This is a genomic window from Paraburkholderia aspalathi (assembly GCF_900116445.1).
GTDB classification, from domain to species: domain Bacteria; phylum Pseudomonadota; class Gammaproteobacteria; order Burkholderiales; family Burkholderiaceae; genus Paraburkholderia; species Paraburkholderia aspalathi.
The window spans coordinates 15389-33264 of the sequence record NZ_FPBH01000037.1; the positions used below are offsets into that span (position 1 = coordinate 15389).

Genomic DNA, 17876 nt, shown 5'->3' on the forward strand with positions numbered 1-17876 from the left:
CGGGTTTCGAACTCGCTTCTCAAAGCCAGCACCCTCGCCCGGGCAAAAAAAATCCCGTCGCCAGAAACCCGGCAACGGGACCCTGACCGAGTAGCGCTCGGTGATGCTGCTTCAAGCGCTACTCGATCATCGACACACAGTAAGACGTGTCGAAATACTTCTACTGCTTACGGACGGCTGCCCGTCGGGAACGGCCATGCAGCTGCCGGGTTCAGCGCGGTCTTCACCGTCGCCGCCGGTGCGCTCGAGACAGAAGTCGCAGCGGGAGCAGGTGCAGCCTTCTTGGCAACAGCCTTCTTCGCAGGGGCAGCCTTCTTGGCAGGAGCAGCGGCCTTCTTCGCGGCAGCCTTCTTGGCAGGCGCAGCCTTTTTAGCGGCAGCCTTTTTCGCAGGCGCAGCCTTCTTGGCGGCAGCCTTCTTAGCAGGCGCAGCTTTCTTGGCAGCAGCCTTCTTAGCAGGCGCAGCCTTCTTGGCAGCAGCCTTCTTAGCCGGCGCCTTCTTTGCTGCGGCCTTCTTCGCCGGTGCTGCCTTCTTTGCTGCAACCTTCTTCACAGCTGCTTTCTTAGCCGGCGCTGCCTTCTTTGCCGGTGCCTTCTTCGCTGCAACCTTCTTCACTGCGACTTTCTTGGCAGCGACTTTCTTTGCCGGCGCAGCCTTCTTCGCTGCAACCTTCTTCACTGCGACTTTCTTGGCAGCGACTTTTTTCGCCGGAGCGGCCTTCTTTGCCGGAGCAGCTTTCTTGGCTGCGGGTTTCTTAGCTGCTGCTTTCTTGATAGTTGCCATCATTTTCTCCTTCAGGTTTTCAGATGAGAGTCAGTTCAAACTACACCCTTCGTCAAAACCCGCTTCCCGCGGACGCTTCTCAGGGCGCGCGCTACGAAGCGGGCTATTCATCGGCGTACGCAGGTGCTGCGCGCTTACGCTAATGAATGCGGTAAGGCGCGCCGTGCCCTTGGGCACCGCGCGCCAGATCTGGTCGGCGCTGGATCTCAGCGCCGGCAATTGCTTGATCGGGCCGCTGGCGGCAACGCCAGCGGCTTTTTCCGGGGGGAAGTTTGCCCATCCCACTGAAGGGTTCGCAAAGTGCCAGTCATGTTTGTGGGCCGCGAAGGCACGCGGCGCACTGGGCACAATTTGCATCAGGCGGTTCTGCTCCTAACTAAATTGCCGCGGCCGAAGCCTGCCGGCATCCCCAAAATGAATGCATCTGCGACACGAACCCGGATCACTCCCAGGTCAGCGCGCCGCCAGTCTGATATTCGATCACTCGCGTCTCGAAGAAGTTGCGTTCCTTCTTCAGGTCGATCATCTCGCTCATCCACGGGAACGGGTTTTCCTCGTTCGGGTACAGCGGATCGAGACCGATCTGCTGGCAACGGCGGTTGCAGATGAAGCGCAGATAGCTCTTGAACATCGACGCATTGAGGCCGAGCACCCCGCGCGGCATCGTATCTTCTGCGTAACGATATTCAAGTTCGACCGCTTGCTGGAAGATCTCGCGGATTTCCGCGCGGAACTCAGCCGTCCAGAGTTGCGGGTTTTCGAGTTTGATCTGGTTGATCAGGTCGATGCCGAAATTGCAGTGCATCGACTCGTCGCGCAGGATGTATTGGTACTGTTCCGCGGCGCCGGTCATCTTGTTCTGGCGACCCAGCGCCAGGATTTGCGTAAAGCCGACGTAGAAGAACAGGCCTTCCATCACACAGGCGAACACGATCAGCGAGCGCAGCAGGGTCTGGTCTGCCTCGAGCGTGCCGGTCTTGAAGGCCGGGTCGGTCAGCGTATGGATGAACGGAATCAGGAATTCGTCTTTCGCGCGGATCGAGGAAACCTCGTGATACGCGTTGAAGATTTCGCCTTCGTCGAGGCCCAGGGACTCGACGATGTACTGGTAAGCGTGCGTGTGGATCGCCTCTTCGAACGCCTGGCGCAGCAGGAACTGGCGGCATTCGGGCGCCGTGATGTGGCGGTAGGTGCCCAGCACGATGTTGTTGGCGGCCAGCGAGTCGGCCGTCACGAAGAAGCCCAGGTTGCGCTTGACGATGCGGCGCTCGTCTTCGGTCAGACCGTTCGGGTCTTTCCAGAGGGCGATGTCGCGCGACATGTTCACTTCTTGCGGCATCCAGTGGTTGGCGCAACCAGCCAGATACTTTTCCCAGGCCCACTTGTATTTGAACGGCACCAACTGATTGACGTCGGTCTGGCCGTTGATGATGCGTTTGTCGGCGACATTGACTCGCGCTTCGGAGGCGGCAGCCGTTCCGGTAGCAGCGTGGGTCACATGAGCGACGGGAGCGACAGCGATGTCGTTCGCGAAGATGTCTTGAGCCGAGGGAGCGTGAGGAGCGGAACGCGTTCCGACTTGCGAACCGACAGCCGATCCCGCAGCGTTGCGCAACACATTCTGTTGCGTAGCGCTCGAGGGAGTTACGGCAGTGATCTCGTCATCCCAGTTGAGCATAAATGTCACCATCAATTTAGAACGGTTTGTACCATCTTTTCACGAGCGATAAAAGAGTTCGCTGATGAAAAATCCTGTTTTCGATTCGCGTTGCTACGTTCATACAACACTTTGTTCAACAGACTGTGTGTGTCGCCTCATGTGAAGCGTGTTGAACGCGTGTCGTCGAGGTGCTTCGCGAGCTCGAAGAGCAACGTGTCAAAGCGACGTTTCGCTGCTCTATCTATCTGTATTGCGGAGCGTGCTTGCAGCGTTTTGCGATTGCTTCCTGCTGCCTCGTGCTGACGTTCCGGCTGTCCCGTGCTTGCCTGTTCGTCAGTGCTGGCGAGGCGGAGTTCAATGCAATGTCGAGCGATGCATCTGACCGGTTGTGTCGATAGACCTTCGACCGGAGCGTTTGCTGAGCGCTTCATGTCGAGCGCTTCGTCGGTGCTGCCGACTGCTGACTGCGTCATCTACTACTTGCTTACCGCTTGCCTGCTGTTTGCCTGCCGCTTCACGACTTCAGTTGCTTGCCGTGCTTCGCTGCTTTTCGACGAGCGGCGCAACGTCGATTTCGTTTCGCTGCGCCGCTCGTCTACTTCGCTTATGCATCACTTCTATCAAGCTTGCTGATCGCTGCATTCGGGTCTTTACCTACAACCCGCTTAGCAAGCGGCGATCCTGCCGCCTGCTTCGTGCTTAGTCGCGATCGCCAGACTTCTTACTGGCAAGCTTCGCACTCGTCGAAACCAGGATCGCCCGGACGCATCATGCACACCGGACCATCTGCTTCCGGCGCTGCTTCGACTGCAACTGCCGGCGCTGCCGCCGCGACCTGGATGCCGCCCGAAGCTGCACCACCGCTCACGCCGAAGCCGCCTGCCGCGCCGCCGCCGACACCACCCGCACCGCCCGATCCTTCGCCGCCACCCGAGCTCACCGCGTTCAGTGCGCCATGCGCCACCGTCGACTTCTCGACGTGCGTCGCCGCCATCGTGCGGAGGTAGTAGGTCGTCTTCAGACCGCGCACCCAAGCGAGCTTGTAGATCTCGTCGAGCTTCTTACCCGACGCGCCGCCCATGTAAATGTTCAGCGACTGCGCCTGGTCGATCCACTTCTGGCGACGCGAAGCCGCCTCGACCAGCCACACCGGATCGAGTTCGAACGCGGTCGCGTAGATCGCGCGCAGGTCGGCCGGGATGCGGTCGATGCGCGAGAGCGTGCCGTCGAAGTACTTCAGGTCGGCGACCATGACTTCGTCCCACAGACCGCGTTCCTTCAGGTCGCGCACCAGGTAGTCGTTGACCACCGTGAATTCGCCCGACAGATTCGACTTCACATACAGGTTCTGGAACGTCGGTTCGATACAGGCCGACACGCCGATGATGTTCGAGATGGTCGCCGTCGGTGCGATGGCGACGCAGTTCGAGTTGCGCATGCCGTAGGTGGCGATACGCGAACGCAGTTCGGTCCAGTCCATCGATTCGCTCGAATCGACTTCGACGTAACCGCCGCGCGCTTCGGCCAGCAGCTTCACCGAGTCTTGCGGGAGGATGCCGCGATCCCACAGCGAGCCGCGGTAGCTGGAGTAACGGCCGCGCTCCTGCGCCAGCTCCGTCGACGCGTAGTAGGCGTAGTAGCAGACCGCTTCCATCGACGTATCGGCGAACGCAACCGCCTCTTGCGACGCGTACGGCGTGCGCAGCAGGTGCAGGCAGTCCTGGAAGCCCATGATGCCCATGCCGACCGGACGGTGCTTCAGGTTCGAGTTACGTGCCTTGGCGACTGCGTAGTAATTAATGTCGATCACGTTGTCGAGCATGCGCATCGCGACGCTGACGGTGCGCTTGAGCTTGTCGTGGTCGAGCGCCAGAGTGCCGTCCGCCTGTTCCTTCAAGTGAGCGACGAGGTTCACGGAGCCCAGGTTACAGACGGCGATTTCGGCGTCACTGGTGTTCAGCGTGATTTCCGTGCACAGGTTCGACGAGTGGACGACACCGACGTGCTGTTGCGGCGAACGCACATTGCACGGATCCTTGAACGTGATCCACGGGTGGCCGGTTTCGAACAGCATGCCCAGCATCTTGCGCCACAGTTGCGCCGCCGGAATCTTCTTGAACAGCTTGATCTCGCCGCGCGCGACCTTGTCTTCGTAAGCCGTGTAAGCCGTTTCGAATTCCGCGCCGAACTTGTCGTGCAGATCCGGGCAGGTGGACGGCGAGAACAGCGTCCAGTCGCCGCCTTCGTGCACGCGCTTCATGAACAGGTCGGGAATCCAGTTCGCCGTGTTCATGTCGTGGGTGCGGCGACGGTCGTCGCCGGTGTTCTTACGCAGCTCGAGGAATTCTTCGATGTCCAGGTGCCACGTTTCCAGGTACGCGCAGACCGCGCCCTTGCGCTTGCCGCCCTGGTTCACGGCGACAGCCGTGTCGTTGACGACCTTCAGGAACGGCACGACGCCTTGCGACTTGCCATTGGTGCCCTTGATGTGCGAACCCAGAGCACGCACACGCGTCCAGTCGTTGCCCAAACCGCCGGCGAATTTCGACAGCAGCGCGTTTTCCTTCAGCGCTTCGTAGATACCGTCGAGGTCGTCGTCGACCGTGGTCAGGTAGCACGACGACAGTTGCGAGCGGCGGGTACCCGAGTTGAACAGCGTCGGCGTGGACGACATGAAGTCGAAGCTCGACAGCACGTTGTAAAACTCGATCGCGCGCGCTTCGCGGTCGATCTCGTTCAGCGACAGACCCATCGCGACACGCATAAAGAATGCCTGGGGCATTTCGATGCGCACGCCGTCGTGATGCAGGAAGTAGCGGTCGTACAGCGTCTGCAGGCCGAGGTAGCCGAACTGCAGGTCGCGGTTGTTGTCGAGTGCGGCGCCGAGGCGCTTCAGGTCGAACTGCAGGAGTTTGTCGTCGAGCAGTTCGGCTTGCACGCCGCGCTTGATGAATTGCGGGAAGTACTCGGCGTAGCGCTCGCCCATTTCCGTTTGCGTGACTTCCTCTTCGAGGATCTCGCGGCGGATCGTGTGCAGCAGGATGCGGGCCGTGACCTGGCTATAAGCCGGGTCTTTTTCGATCATCGTGCGGGCAGCCAGAATTGCCGAGTCGTAGACCTGGCTCATCGGCACGCCGTCGTACAGATTCTTCACCGTTTCCGCGATGATCGGATCGGCGCTCACGGCGTCGCCCAGGTTCGAGCACGCCAGTTCGATGATGCCGCGCAGCGCAGCCATGTCGAGCGGACGCGTCACGCCGTTGTCGGTGACGTTCAGACCCGGCGTGCTGGCGACGATCTGGTCGTCATGACCGCGCGCTTGGGTGCGCTTCTCGCGATACAGCACGTAGGCACGCGCGACGTTATGTTCGCCGCCGCGCATCAGCGCGAGTTCGACCTGATCCTGGATGTCTTCAATATGGAACGTGCCGCCGTTCGGACGGCTGCGCACGAGTGCGCGCACCACGTTCTGCGTAAGTTGCTCGACCAGTTCGCGCACGCGAGCCGACGCCGCGCCTTGACCACCGTTGACGGCCAGAAATGCCTTCGTCACGGCGATGGCGATTTTCGACGGCTCGAACGACACCACGCTGCCGTTACGACGGATCACCTTGTAGTCGGCGTAGGTCACTTGCGGCGCGAGCGCCTGGGCGCCTTGTGTCTGGCCAAAGGCCTGGCCAGCCGGTGAACCCTCGTACCGGGTCGTCGCGTTGTCGGTGGTTTGCATGTGCAAAGCTCCTGGTCTTGGAAATGTTGCGGAGATAACCGCGGATTAAAACGAACGCTGCGCCGCCGCGTGCGCAAGCGATGGGGTGCAGAAAAAAGGCCGGCTGAGCCGGGTGGCGGGATGCGACAGCAGTGAAGCCTGGTTCGAATTGAAAACGGTCTTCATCATGTGTGTCGCGATCACTTGCTATGCCCTTTTCCTGAATGTTTCTGGACGCTGCCGCTTCTCTCGACCGGCCACGCCGCAGGAATATTTATCGCCGCCCGGAATGCTTGCGGCGCCGTGCTCGGGAAGCGGGGCGCCGCAAACTTATGCACTCAGTTATGCACAGAGTTATACACACCGGACACAAGATATAGTGCGAAACTGAATTTCTGGCACCAAGTATAGTGTAGTTTCAAGACAGGTCAAATCGTTTTATTTGCTTTCAAAGGCTTGACTTTTGCATAGCGCGACGCGAAGCCGACTCCCCGGAGAACAAGGCAGCGCCTTGTTCTCCTCGCATCACGCGAGGTTGCGCGAAGGGTCGTTACAGCGTTTTGGAAAACTTGAGATAGGGGAAGTACTGATCCGCCAACGCGGTATCGCGCTGCAGACGCTGCCACTCGAAATGCGGCCCTGGATCGGTCTTGCGACCGGGGGCGATGTCCGAGTGACCGGCGAGGCCCTCGACCGGATAGCGGGCCTTGAGCGCCGTCACAAGTGCACCGAGCGTGCGGTATTGCGCCGCTTCGAAAGCAGTCGTATCACTGCCCTCCAGCTCGATGCCGATCGAGAAATCGTTGCAGCGCTCGCGGCCGAAAAAATTCGACGGTCCGGCGTGCCATGCCCGCTCGTTGCAGGACACGAATTGCTCGAGCGCGCCATCGCGATGAATCACGAAATGCGCCGACACCCGCACGCCGCGCAGATGCGTGTCGTAGTAAGGGTGAGCGTCGCAGTCGAGGGTGTTCAGGAACAGTTCGGCGATCGCCGTGCCGCCGAACTCATTGGGCGGCAGGCTGATGTTGTGGACGACGATCAGCGTCGGCACGGCCCCGTCGGGCCGCGCTTCAAAATTCGGCGATGGCAGCTTGCGTGCGGCGGCGACCCAACCGTCGGCGTCGACGGCGAACTCGACGCTCATCGAGCGTCGCGGCCCGAGGGACGCGCGCCATGACGCTGCGCGTGCGCGGCGCTGCAGAAAGGCTGCCCCGCCACCACCACGGAGTCGCTCTTCGGCGCGTGCACGCCGCACTCGGCGCAACGGATCATCGGCTCGGCGAGTTGGGGGCGCGCTTGCGGCGCATTGGACCCACGCGCGCCGCCATTCGGAGCGCTCTGGCCTCGTGGACCGCCGGCGCCCGCGGCGCCATTCGCACCGGCGCCGGTGCGTTGCGACGCTTGCGCGTCGTGACGACGCAGCGCCTTGACCAGCCACTGGCCAACGATGAACAACAGGATCAGCAGAAAAATTTGTCGCATAGCAGGACACTCACACTACAGCACGGTGCAACAGCACCTCGAATACGAAACGGCTGCCGACGTACGCCAGCAACAGCGCGACGAACGACGCCAGCACCCAGCGCAATGCCGCACGGCCGCGCCAGCCGGAAACCTTGCGCGCGGTCAGCAGCGCGCCGAACATCACCCACGAAAGAATCGCGAACACGGTCTTGTGATCGAGCCGCAAGGCGCGGTCCACCAGTTGCTCGCTAAACAGGATGCCCGAGACCAGCGTCAGCGTGAGCAGCACGAAGCCGGCGCCGATCAGACGGAACAGCAGCTTTTCAAGTGTCAGCAGCGGCGGCAAGGTGTCGAGCCAGCTCGACAGCCAGCCGTTGCCCGCCGCAGCCGCATTGCGTTGCGACATGCCGCCGCGCATGGCATGCAGACGCCGCTCGACCAGCAGCATCAGAACCGCGTGCAGCGCCGCGATCGCGAACAGACCGTACGCGATATTGGCGATCAGGAAATGCAGCTTGAACATCGGCGCGGCTGAATACGGCAGCACACGCACGCCATTGAACGCCAGCGGCAATAAAGAAGCGACGCAGGCGAGCGGCAACACCAGCAGGCGCAAGCCGTCGAGAGGAAAGAAAAAGCTCTCGATCCAGTAGATGCCGGCGCCGAGCCAGAACATCGCCGACAGCGCGAACGCGAAACCGAACACCATCGCGTTCTGGGGAAAGATGGTGGTGTGCAGCAGCACGCCGTGGGCCAGCAGCGCGACAAACAGCAGCGCGCGGCCCGAGCTGCTCATGCCGGAAGCGGCCGATGCGGCCGGGATGCCCGCGGAGACGGGCACCGGCGGCACGCTCTCGAGCATGGGGCGCAAGGCGGCGTGCCGGTGCGAGCGCCAGCCGGCCACGGCGAGACCGCCGTAGAGGAGCGCAGTGAGGGCATACAGTACAATATCCATATTCGAAGTTTACACTAGGCCCCTGCTCCGCGACGTCTCCCGCTTCGCGCCCCGCTCCGGCCGCACAGTTCATCGCTCCCCATGCTCGACAATCTGACTCAACGGATGGCGCGCGTCGTCAAGACGCTGCGCGGCGAAGCCCGGCTCACCGAGGCGAACACCCAGGAAATGCTGCGCGAAGTGCGCCTCGCGCTTCTCGAGGCGGACGTGGCGCTGCCCGTCGTGCGCGAGTTCATCGCCAAGGTGAAGGAAAAAGCGCTAGGCGAGGAAGTGCTCAGCAGCCTGTCGCCGGGTCAGGCGCTGGTCGGCGTGGTGCAGCGCGAGCTGACCGCGATCATCGGCGGCGACTATGAAGGCAAGGCCGTCGAGCTGAATCTCGCCGTCACACCGCCGGCTGTCATCCTGATGGCGGGTCTGCAAGGCGCCGGTAAGACGACCACGGTCGGCAAGCTCGCCAAGCTCCTGCGCGAGAAGTACAAGAAGAAGGTCCTCACGGTTTCGTGCGACGTCTACCGCCCGGCTGCTATTGCGCAGTTGAAGACGGTGACCGAGCAGGTCGGCGCGGATTTCTTCCCGTCGGAACCGGATCAGAAGCCGGTGGATATCGCGATCGCCGCGGTAGATTGGGCCAAGCGCCACTACCACGACGTGCTGCTGGTCGACACGGCCGGCCGTCTGGGTATCGACGAAGCGATGATGGCCGAAATCGCCGCGCTGCACAGCACGCTGAAACCGGCGGAAACGCTGTTCGTCGTGGACGCGATGCTCGGCCAGGATGCGGTCAACACCGCGAAGGCCTTTAGCGACGCATTGCCGCTCACCGGCGTGGTCCTCACCAAGCTCGACGGCGATTCACGTGGCGGCGCGGCGCTCTCCGTGCGTCACGTGACGGGCAAGCCGATCAAGTTCGTCGGCGTCGCCGAAAAGCTCGATGGCCTCGAAATTTTCTACCCGGATCGCATGGCGAACCGGATTCTCGGCATGGGCGACATTCTCGCCCTCGTCGAAGAAGCGCAGCGCGGCGTAGACGTTCAGGCCGCGCAGAAGCTCGCCGACAAGGTCAAGAAAGGCGGCGACTTCGACCTCAACGATTTCCGCGCGCAATTGACCCAGATGAAGGGCATGGGCGGCCTGTCGTCGCTGATGGACAAACTGCCGGCCCAGTTCCAGCAAGCCGCCGCCGGCGCCGACATGGGCCAGGCCGAAAAGCAGATGCGCCGCATGGAAGGCATCATCAACTCGATGACGCCGCTCGAGCGCGCCAAGCCCGATCTGATCAAGGCCACCCGCAAGCGCCGCATTGCCGCCGGCGCAGGCGTGCAGGTGCAGGAAGTCAATCGCATGCTGAATCAGTACGACCAGATGCGCACGATGATGAAAAAGCTGAAGGGCGGCAATCTGCAAAAGATGATGCGCGGCATGAAGGGCATGATGCCCGGCATGCGCTAAGCTTTAGCAAGACGGCGGCGCGCGTGCTTCCGTGCATAAACAACGGCACGCGCGGCTGACTCGGAATTTGTGCGGGTTTATTCTGTACCGCACGCCGTCGTTCTCACCCACACTATGTATACAGTTACCGCCCGTCAGACGTCATGAACCGCGAAGAAGCTCTCCATATTTTTAGCCACTCCGAAGAAATCGTTTCGGCCGACGACGTCAACGCGTCGATCAGCGGCATGGCTGCCGCCATCCGCAACGAGATGAGCGAGGACTTCCCGCTCGTGCTGTCGGTGATGGGCGGCGCGGCGGTGTTCACCGGCATGCTGCTGCCGCACCTCGATTTCCCGCTCGAGTTCGACTACATTCACCTGACCCGCTATCGCAACACCACCAAGGGTGGTAATGAGATGCAGTGGCGCGTGGCGCCGGCTGAGTCGGTGAAGGATCGCGTCGTGCTGGTGCTCGACGACATCCTCGACGAAGGCGAGACGATGGCGGCGATCCGCGACCGCATCCTCGCGATGGGCGCGAAGCGCTTCCTGAGCGCGGTACTGTGCGAGAAGATCATTCCGAAGGCCAAGCCGCTGCGCCCGGATTACTGTGGTTTCGAAGTGCCGGACCGCTACGTGTTCGGTTGCGGGATGGACGCCAAAGGCTACTGGCGCAACCTGCCGACTATTCGGGCGTTGACCGAAGGGGCTTAATTCAAAGCCTGGTTGTTCCGGCGGCGCCACGTACGGCGCGCACCGACGTAAAAAAAGCGGCCCGCGGGCCGCTTTTTGTTTGTCAGGCTCGCGATAGCACTGCTGCACTACCGTGCCGAACCCCGCACTGGATCTCACTCAAAGTTGATGCACAAAAGAGCGGATACCGCCGAGCATCATTTCGACTGAGATCGCCACCAGCACCAATCCCATCAGCCGTTCAAAGGCCATCATGGCGCGCTCACCGAGCCACGCCTGAATGCGCTCCGCCAGCATCAGCACGATCGCGCAGACGATCATCGTGACGGTCAGCGCACCAATCCACTCGAACATCTTGCCGGGCGCCTGCGACGTCAGCAGCATCACCGTCGCGAGAGCCGACGGACCCGCCAGCGCCGGAATGGCGAGCGGCACAATGAGCGGCTCGCCGCCGCGCGTATCGCCGCCGAACGGGCCGTCAGGATGCGGAAACACCATCCTGAGCGCAATCAGAAACAGCACAATCCCGCCACCGATGCGCAATGACTGGTCGGTCAGACTCATCATGCGCAGGAAGCGGTCGCCGACCACCATGAACACCAGCAGGATCGCGAAGGCGATCGCCACCTCACGGAGGATGACGATCGTGCGCCGCTTCGGCGATACGCTGCGCAGGCAACTGATAAAGAGCGGAATATTGCCTAACGGATCAGTGATCAGAATCAGCAGGACGGTCGCAGATACGAAGGTGTACTCCACCGTCCGCTCCGCTTATTGCGCCAATGCTGCGCGAACCTTGCCGATCACCGTTTGAGCGGCGTCTTCGACCGGCAGCAGCGTCGCTTCAGCGTCGCGGCGGCCTTGATACTCGAGCTTGCCGTCCTTGAGACCACGATCGCCGATCACCAGGCGATGCGGCACGCCGATCAGTTCCCAGTCGGCGAACATCACGCCCGGACGTTCGCCGCGATCGTCGAGGATCACGTCGACACCGGCTTCGACCAGCTCCGCGTACAGCTTGTCGGCCTGCTCACGCACGGCTTCGCTGCGGTCGTAACCCATCGGGCACAGCACAACCTCGAACGGTGCGATCGACTCCGGCCAGATGATGCCCTTGTCGTCGAAATTCTGTTCGATCGCCGCGCCCAGAATCCGCGTGATGCCGATGCCGTAGCAGCCCATTTCCATCGGCTGCGGCTTGCCGTTCTCGTCGAGACAGGTGGCGTTCATCGCTTCCGAGTATTTCTTGCCGAGCTGGAACACGTGGCCGACTTCGATGCCACGGCAGATGTCGATCACGCCCTTGCCGTCCGGCGACGGATCGCCCTTCTTCACATTGCGGATATCGGCGACGACCGGCTCCGGCAGATCGCGGCCCCAGTTGACACCGGTGGTGTGGTAATCCACTTCGTTCGTACCCACCACGAAGTCGCTCATGTTGGCGACCGTGCGATCCGCGATAACCTTGATCGGCTTCTTCGTGTTGATCGGGCCGAGGTAACCCGGCGGCGTGCCGAAGGTCTCGATGATCTCGGCCTCGGTCGCCATGCGGAAGTCCGCCAGACCCGGCAGCTTGCTTGCCTTGATCTCGTTCAGTTCGTGATCGCCGCGCAGCATCAGCAACCAGATGGTCGGTTCGGCGCCTCCGTTTTCCGTGGCGAGGATGATCGACTTGATGGTGCGCTCGAGCGGGATGTTCAGCAGCTCGGCCACGGCCTCGCACTTTGCTTTGCCCGGCGTTGCCGTCTTCTTCATCTCTTCGGTCGGCGCTGCGCGTTCAGCGTACAGCGGCAACGCTTCGGCCGCCTCAACGTTCGCAGCGAACTCCGAGGTCGGGCAATACGCGATCGCGTCTTCACCGGTGTCGGCGATCACGTGGAATTCATGCGAACCACTGCCACCGATCGAACCGTTGTCTGCTGCCACTGCGCGGAAATCCAGACCGAGGCGCGTGAAGATGCGCACGTACGCGTCGTACATCTTGCGATACGACTCGCGCAGGCCTTCCGCGTCTTTGTCGAACGAGTACGCGTCTTTCATGATGAATTCGCGGCCACGCATCACGCCGAAACGCGGACGGATCTCGTCGCGAAACTTCGTCTGGACCTGATAGAAGTTCACCGGCAACTGGCGGTAGCTCTTGATCTGGCCGCGCGCGATATCCGTGACCACTTCTTCGTGGGTCGGTCCGAGCACGAAATCGGATTGCTTGCGATCCTTGAAGCGCAGCAGCTCGGGGCCGTATTTTTCCCAACGGCCCGATTCCTGCCACAGCTCAGCCGGCTGCACCGAAGGCATCAACAGTTCGATCGCGCCTGCCCGGTTCATTTCTTCGCGCACGATGGCTTCCACCTTGCGGATCGAGCGCAGGCCGACCGGCAGGTAGTTATAGATGCCACCGGCAACGCGGCGGATCATGCCGGCGCGCACCATGAGCTTGTGGCTGACGATCTCGGCGTCGGCGGGCGCTTCTTTCAGTGTGCCGATAAAGAAACGGGAAGCTTTCATTCAGATTTTCCAAAAGCGGCGGCTCCGGAGGGACCGCCCGAAAGGTGAAAACGGTGGGGAAACCGACACAGACCCGGCCTTGCGCCGGCACGGACGCGCCGCATATCCGGCCAAACTCTGACCAGGAATTCGGCTCAGACCCGGCAAACGGCCTGCGCATACCAGGCAAAACCCCGGCAAAACCGGCCCGATCGCGGCGCCGAAGCCGCCGCGCAAAGCCTTTGCAGCAAGGGATAAGGCACGGAAAGACTGACAGGCTACCGCAAACGCGGGCCTTTTGCGGCGAATCGTTCCAATCTGGTGCGAATCGGTGCGTCGGGTCCGTTATCTGTTTATAATCAAAGCAATTTTAAAGGATTCGAAGGTGGTTGTATGCTGGATCGTGAAGGCTTTCGCCCGAACGTCGGCATCATCCTCTTGAACGCGCACAACGAGGTGTTTTGGGGCAAACGGCTCCGTGAACATTCCTGGCAGTTTCCGCAAGGGGGCATCAAGTACGGAGAGACCCCCGTGCAAGCGATGTATCGGGAGTTACACGAAGAAACCGGGCTGCTTCCTGAGCACGTCAAGGTGATCGGTCGCACGCGCGACTGGTTGCGTTACGAGGTGCCTGACAAGTTCATCAAGCGCGAAGTACGCGGTCATTACCGCGGCCAGAAACAAATCTGGTTTTTGCTCCGGATGGTTGGACGCGATTGCGACATTTGCTTGCGCGCCACCGACCACCCTGAGTTCGATGCGTGGCGTTGGAACGAGTACTGGGTGCCGCTCGACTGTGTGATCGAGTTCAAGCGGGATGTGTATCAGTTGGCGCTGACGGAGCTATCCCGTTTCATGCGCCGGGCTGCGCCGCGTGCGGAAAAACCTGGCGGGCACCATGGGCCGCGTTATCCCCGGATAGCGTCGTCAATGGAAAGTCCGCCGGATTCGACGATGATGACGGTCACCGCCTCGGTGACCACACTCACCATCGAAACGTCGATTCACACGACGATCGCGTCTGATTGCGGTCCGGGCTCCGGGTCGGTTGCCGAAGTTGGCTCCGCGCCGGAACACGAAGACGAATCGGAGCGCGAAACCGCTGGCTCGCTGTTCCGCCCTGGCGTGCGCAATTAACAATTCTGTGCGGCTGTCCACGCCGCCTCTACTGGTGCGGCTCAATGAGCCGCACCAGTGTTTCGAGGAAACCATATTGAAAGCACTTGCTCTCGTCGTGGCGTGCGTCGCCACTGGCGCCCTGCTGGCTGGTTGCGCCAGCAAACCCTCAAATAAAGACGACAGCGCGTTTGCCTATCTGCTGGACCGGCCGAGCAACTGGGTTGAAAACAAGGTGGACGCCTTGCCGCCGCTGCCGCAAGACTCGAATCTGCTGCCCTTCGAGGTTTCGGGCAATACGCCCCTGCAATTCGCGATCGATAGAAATTCGCTTACGGTCGGCACCGACGGCGTAGTGCGCTACACCGTCGTCGTAACGAGCCAGAGCGGCGCACGCAATGTGAACTACGAAGGGATTCGCTGCGATACGTATGAATGGCGCCAGTACGCGGGGCTGAACGCCGATCACGACGGCTGGGACCAGACCGTCGCCAATGACTTCAGGCGCATCGAGAATGGCGCGCTGAACGCCTATCAGGCGGTGCTGTATCAGGATTATTTCTGCGCGAACAAGATGCCCACGGGCAACGCCAAGCAGATTGTCGAGAACATCCGCTACAAGCGCACGCAGACCTCACTGGTTCACTAAAGCAGATTTTGCGAGCGGACTTCTTCGAAAGTGGAAGCCGCCGCGAACGTGAAAAAGCCGTTCCAGCTCACGCTGGAACGGCTTTTTTGTCTTCCGTGCGGGCGTAGTTCGGGAGTCAGACCAGCACAAGATTGTCGCGGTGAATGACCTCGGGCTCCAGCATATAACCGAGCACCGATTCAATGTCGCCGCTCGGACGCCGCTGGATCAGCTTGGTTTCCGCGCTGCTGTAGTTCGTCAGGCCACGCGCGACTTCGCGCCCTGCCGCGCTCAGGCAAGCGATCACTTCGCCGCGCGCAAACGCGCCCTGCACGCCAACGATGCCGATCGGCAGCAAGCTCTTGCCGCCTTCAGTCAGCTTTTCGACTGCACCGTCGTCGATCACCACGTGGCCTCGCACCTGCAGGTGATCGGCCATCCATTGCTTGCGCGCTGCCATGCGTGCCGTGCGCGCGATCAACTGCGTGCCGATCGCCTCACCCGAGGCCAGCCGTGACAACACGTCTGCTTCACGCCCGCTCGCGATCACCGTATTGGCGCCGCTATGCGCCGCGCGTTTAGCGGCAAGAATCTTGGTCAGCATGCCGCCGCGGCCCAGGCTCGAACCCGCGCCGCCCGCCATTGCCTCGAGCTCCGGCGCACCGGCATCGGCCTGCTGAACAAGCGTCGCGTTTGGATCCTTGCGCGGGTCGGCGGTAAAAAGCCCCTGCTGATCGGTGAGGATGATGAGCGCATCGCCTTCGATCAGATTGGCGACCAGGGCGCCTAGCGTGTCGTTGTCGCCGAACTTGATTTCGTCGGTGACGACCGTGTCGTTCTCATTAATGATCGGCACGACGCCCAGACGCAGCAGCGTCAGCAACGTGGAACGCGCGTTCAGATAGCGTTCGCGATCGGCCAGATCGGCGTGGGTCAGCAGAATCTGCGCGGTCTGGATCGAATGCTCGGCAAAGCGGCTTTCGTAGACTTGCGCGAGCCCCATCTGACCGACAGCCGCGGCCGCCTGCAATTCGTCGATTTCTCGTGGCCGCTTGGTCCAGCCGAGCCGCTGCATCCCTTCGGCAATGGCGCCCGAACTGACCAGCACCACTTCCTTGCCCTGCGCGCGCAGTGCGGCAATCTGCGCGGCCCAGCGGCCGATCGCAGCATGATCGAGGCCGCGCCCGTCATTCGTAACGAGGCTCGAGCCGACTTTCACTACCAATCGCCGTGAATCTGCGATGACGGAACGCATTGTGCGCGGTCTCCCAAGATGACGCGTGATGCATGCCGGCGGCCCGTGCAGGCGCCGGCGCTCAGGCTTGTTATTACTGCGGGTCGACGCTCGAGTCGTCCGACGCAGCGGCCGGTGCTTCCGGCTTTGCGCGGAAACGCACGTCGGCAGCGAGATCTTCGGCTTCCGCCGCGCGCTGCGCGTCCGAATGCGCGGCGATGTGGTCATACACCGCGTAGCAAAGACTTTCGCAGCCCTGGCCGGTCAGCGCCGAGATTTCGAACACCGGGCCTTCCCAACCGTAGCCTTCAAGGAAGGCCGATACGCGCGCTTCGCGCTCGTCTTCGGGCACCATGTCGAGCTTGTTGAGCACCAGCCAGCGGGGCTTCTCATAGAGCAGTTCGTCGTACTTGCGCAGCTCGTTGACGATCGCCTTGGCTTCCGCGACGGGATCGACGGCTTCGTCGAACGGTGCGAGGTCGACGATATGCAACAGCAAGCCGGTGCGCTGCAAGTGGCGCAGGAACTGGTGACCCAGGCCCGCGCCTTCCGCCGCGCCTTCGATCAGGCCAGGAATGTCTGCAATCACGAAGCTGCGACTCGGCCCGACACGCACCACGCCGAGATTCGGCGCGAGCGTCGTGAACGGGTAATCGGCAATCTTCGGCCGCGCGTTTGACACCGATGAGATGAAGGTCGACTTGCCGGCGTTCGGCATGCCGAGCAGACCGACGTCGGCCAGCACCTTCAACTCGAGGCGCACCATGCGACGCTCGCCGGGCTTGCCGTCGGTTTTCTGACGCGGCGCGCGGTTCGTACTGGATTTGAAATGCAGGTTACCGAGACCGCCCGCACCGCCCTGCGCGATCTGCACGCTCTGGTTGTGCTCGGTCAAGTCGGCGATCAGCTCGCCGGTTTCCATATCGGTAATAGTCGTGCCGACCGGCATGCGCAGCGTGATGTCGTCGCCGCCCTTGCCGTAGCAGTCCGCGCCGCGGCCGTTTTCGCCGTTGCGCGCCAAATGTTTTTTCGCGTAGCGGTAGTCGATCAGCGTGTTGATGTTGCGGTCCGCGACCGCAATCACGCTGCCGCCCCGGCCGCCGTCGCCGCCATCCGGGCCGCCGAACGGAACGAATTTCTCGCGGCGCATCGACGCGCTGCCATCCCCTCCGTCGCCGGCGATGACTTCAATCCTCGCTTCGTCAATGAACTTCATGCGTAACTCCGTCCCGTGGTGTGCTGCTAGATGGTGCTGCTGGGTTGATGCTTTCAGATGCTGCTATTTTGCCGCGCTCGCCGTACGGTGGGCAATCAGCCGATCGGCTAACCGCGCCGATTTGGCGATGCAATCCGCCAATTCTTCGGACAAAAAGCGCTGCAATAAAAAAAGCCCCGCGAACTTCGCGGGGCCTTTTTCCGGTCCTGAAGCCCGTGCCTGATTAAACTCAGACTGCTGCCGGGACGACGTTGACCATGTGCTTCTTCGCTGCGCCCTTCGTCGAGAAATTGACGTGGCCGTCCGTCAGCGCGAACAAGGTGTGATCCTTGCCGATACCGACGTTTTCGCCCGGGTGCATACGCGTGCCACGTTGGCGAACGATGATGCCGCCAGCGTTGATGGCCTGACCGCCGTAGACCTTGACGCCGAGACGCTTCGATTCAGAGTCGCGGCCGTTGCGGGATGATCCGCCTGCCTTTTTGTGTGCCATTTGATTTGC

At 61.7% G+C, this 17876-nt stretch carries 17 protein-coding genes; 5 read left to right on the forward strand and 12 right to left on the reverse strand.

What is annotated here, in order from left to right; all coding sequences use genetic code 11:
• Positions 1-167: 167 nt before the first annotated feature.
• The 3 genes from BM438_RS37650 to BM438_RS37660 form a co-directional block, all read right to left on the reverse strand.
• Positions 168-782 carry a histone H1-like DNA-binding protein gene (locus BM438_RS37650; RefSeq protein WP_093645210.1) on the reverse strand — a complete coding sequence of 205 codons (615 nt, stop codon included), beginning with the start codon at positions 780-782 and terminating at the stop codon, positions 168-170.
• A 30-nt stretch (positions 783-812) separates the two neighbouring features.
• Positions 813-1139 carry a hypothetical protein gene (locus BM438_RS37655; protein WP_093645212.1) on the reverse strand — a complete coding sequence of 109 codons (327 nt, stop codon included), beginning with the start codon at positions 1137-1139 and terminating at the stop codon, positions 813-815.
• An 85-nt stretch (positions 1140-1224) separates the two neighbouring features.
• Positions 1225-2460, reverse strand: coding sequence for a ribonucleotide-diphosphate reductase subunit beta (locus BM438_RS37660; protein WP_054040807.1), 1236 nt, complete (start codon positions 2458-2460; stop codon positions 1225-1227).
• Between the two features lie 411 nt (positions 2461-2871).
• Here BM438_RS37660 and BM438_RS45075 point away from each other — a divergent pair, with 411 nt between their 5' ends.
• Positions 2872-3075: a hypothetical protein gene (locus BM438_RS45075; RefSeq protein WP_143131828.1), complete on the forward strand. Its 204-nt coding sequence runs from the start codon at positions 2872-2874 to the stop codon at positions 3073-3075.
• 88 nt (positions 3076-3163) lie between these two features.
• Here the strand turns inward: BM438_RS45075 and BM438_RS37670 are convergent, their stop codons facing one another.
• From BM438_RS37670 to BM438_RS37685, 4 genes are all read right to left on the reverse strand, one after another.
• Positions 3164-6169, reverse strand: coding sequence for a ribonucleoside-diphosphate reductase subunit alpha (locus BM438_RS37670; RefSeq protein ID WP_093645216.1), 3006 nt, complete (start codon positions 6167-6169; stop codon positions 3164-3166).
• A 529-nt stretch (positions 6170-6698) separates the two neighbouring features.
• Positions 6699-7295 carry a 1,6-anhydro-N-acetylmuramyl-L-alanine amidase AmpD gene (ampD, locus tag BM438_RS37675; RefSeq protein WP_093645219.1) on the reverse strand — a complete coding sequence of 199 codons (597 nt, stop codon included), beginning with the start codon at positions 7293-7295 and terminating at the stop codon, positions 6699-6701.
• Positions 7292-7633 carry a PP0621 family protein gene (locus BM438_RS37680; protein WP_093645221.1) on the reverse strand — a complete coding sequence of 114 codons (342 nt, stop codon included), beginning with the start codon at positions 7631-7633 and terminating at the stop codon, positions 7292-7294. The genes ampD and BM438_RS37680 overlap by 4 nt, the downstream gene beginning before the upstream one ends.
• A gap of 10 nt (positions 7634-7643) precedes the next feature.
• On the reverse strand, positions 7644-8570 hold the full coding sequence (locus BM438_RS37685; protein WP_093645223.1) for a cytochrome C assembly family protein: 927 nt from the start codon (positions 8568-8570) through the stop codon (positions 7644-7646).
• A gap of 81 nt (positions 8571-8651) precedes the next feature.
• Here BM438_RS37685 and ffh point away from each other — a divergent pair, with 81 nt between their 5' ends.
• Together ffh and BM438_RS37695 are read left to right on the forward strand one after the other, a co-directional pair.
• Complete coding sequence (gene ffh, locus BM438_RS37690) at positions 8652-10019, forward strand: signal recognition particle protein (protein WP_093645225.1); 1368 nt, start codon at positions 8652-8654, stop codon at positions 10017-10019.
• 143 nt (positions 10020-10162) lie between these two features.
• Positions 10163-10714 carry a hypoxanthine-guanine phosphoribosyltransferase gene (locus BM438_RS37695; RefSeq protein WP_012434394.1) on the forward strand — a complete coding sequence of 184 codons (552 nt, stop codon included), beginning with the start codon at positions 10163-10165 and terminating at the stop codon, positions 10712-10714.
• A gap of 138 nt (positions 10715-10852) precedes the next feature.
• Here BM438_RS37695 and BM438_RS37700 read toward each other — a convergent pair whose 3' ends face one another.
• Both BM438_RS37700 and BM438_RS37705 read right to left on the reverse strand, forming a co-directional pair.
• Positions 10853-11452 carry a MarC family protein gene (locus BM438_RS37700; protein WP_054040747.1) on the reverse strand — a complete coding sequence of 200 codons (600 nt, stop codon included), beginning with the start codon at positions 11450-11452 and terminating at the stop codon, positions 10853-10855.
• A 12-nt stretch (positions 11453-11464) separates the two neighbouring features.
• On the reverse strand, positions 11465-13201 hold the full coding sequence (locus tag BM438_RS37705) for a proline--tRNA ligase (protein WP_093645227.1): 1737 nt from the start codon (positions 13199-13201) through the stop codon (positions 11465-11467).
• 372 nt (positions 13202-13573) lie between these two features.
• Between BM438_RS37705 and BM438_RS37710 the strand changes: the two genes are divergently transcribed.
• The gene (locus BM438_RS37710) at positions 13574-14317 is read left to right on the forward strand and encodes an RNA pyrophosphohydrolase (RefSeq protein WP_093645229.1); all 744 of its coding nucleotides are present in this window, start codon (positions 13574-13576) and stop codon (positions 14315-14317) included.
• A gap of 76 nt (positions 14318-14393) precedes the next feature.
• The gene (locus tag BM438_RS37715) at positions 14394-14945 is read left to right on the forward strand and encodes a CNP1-like family protein (protein WP_093645231.1); all 552 of its coding nucleotides are present in this window, start codon (positions 14394-14396) and stop codon (positions 14943-14945) included.
• Positions 14946-15060: 115 nt separating this feature from the next.
• Here the strand turns inward: BM438_RS37715 and proB are convergent, their stop codons facing one another.
• From proB to rpmA, 3 genes are all read right to left on the reverse strand, one after another.
• A complete protein-coding gene (gene proB / locus BM438_RS37720; protein ID WP_093645233.1) occupies positions 15061-16179 on the reverse strand; it encodes a glutamate 5-kinase in 1119 nt (372 codons plus the stop codon).
• A gap of 73 nt (positions 16180-16252) precedes the next feature.
• On the reverse strand, positions 16253-17374 hold the full coding sequence (gene cgtA, locus BM438_RS37725) for an Obg family GTPase CgtA (protein WP_054040755.1): 1122 nt from the start codon (positions 17372-17374) through the stop codon (positions 16253-16255).
• Positions 17375-17603: 229 nt separating this feature from the next.
• Complete coding sequence (rpmA, locus tag BM438_RS37730; RefSeq protein WP_007180330.1) at positions 17604-17867, reverse strand: 50S ribosomal protein L27; 264 nt, start codon at positions 17865-17867, stop codon at positions 17604-17606.
• Between the last annotated feature and the right edge of the window lie 9 nt (positions 17868-17876).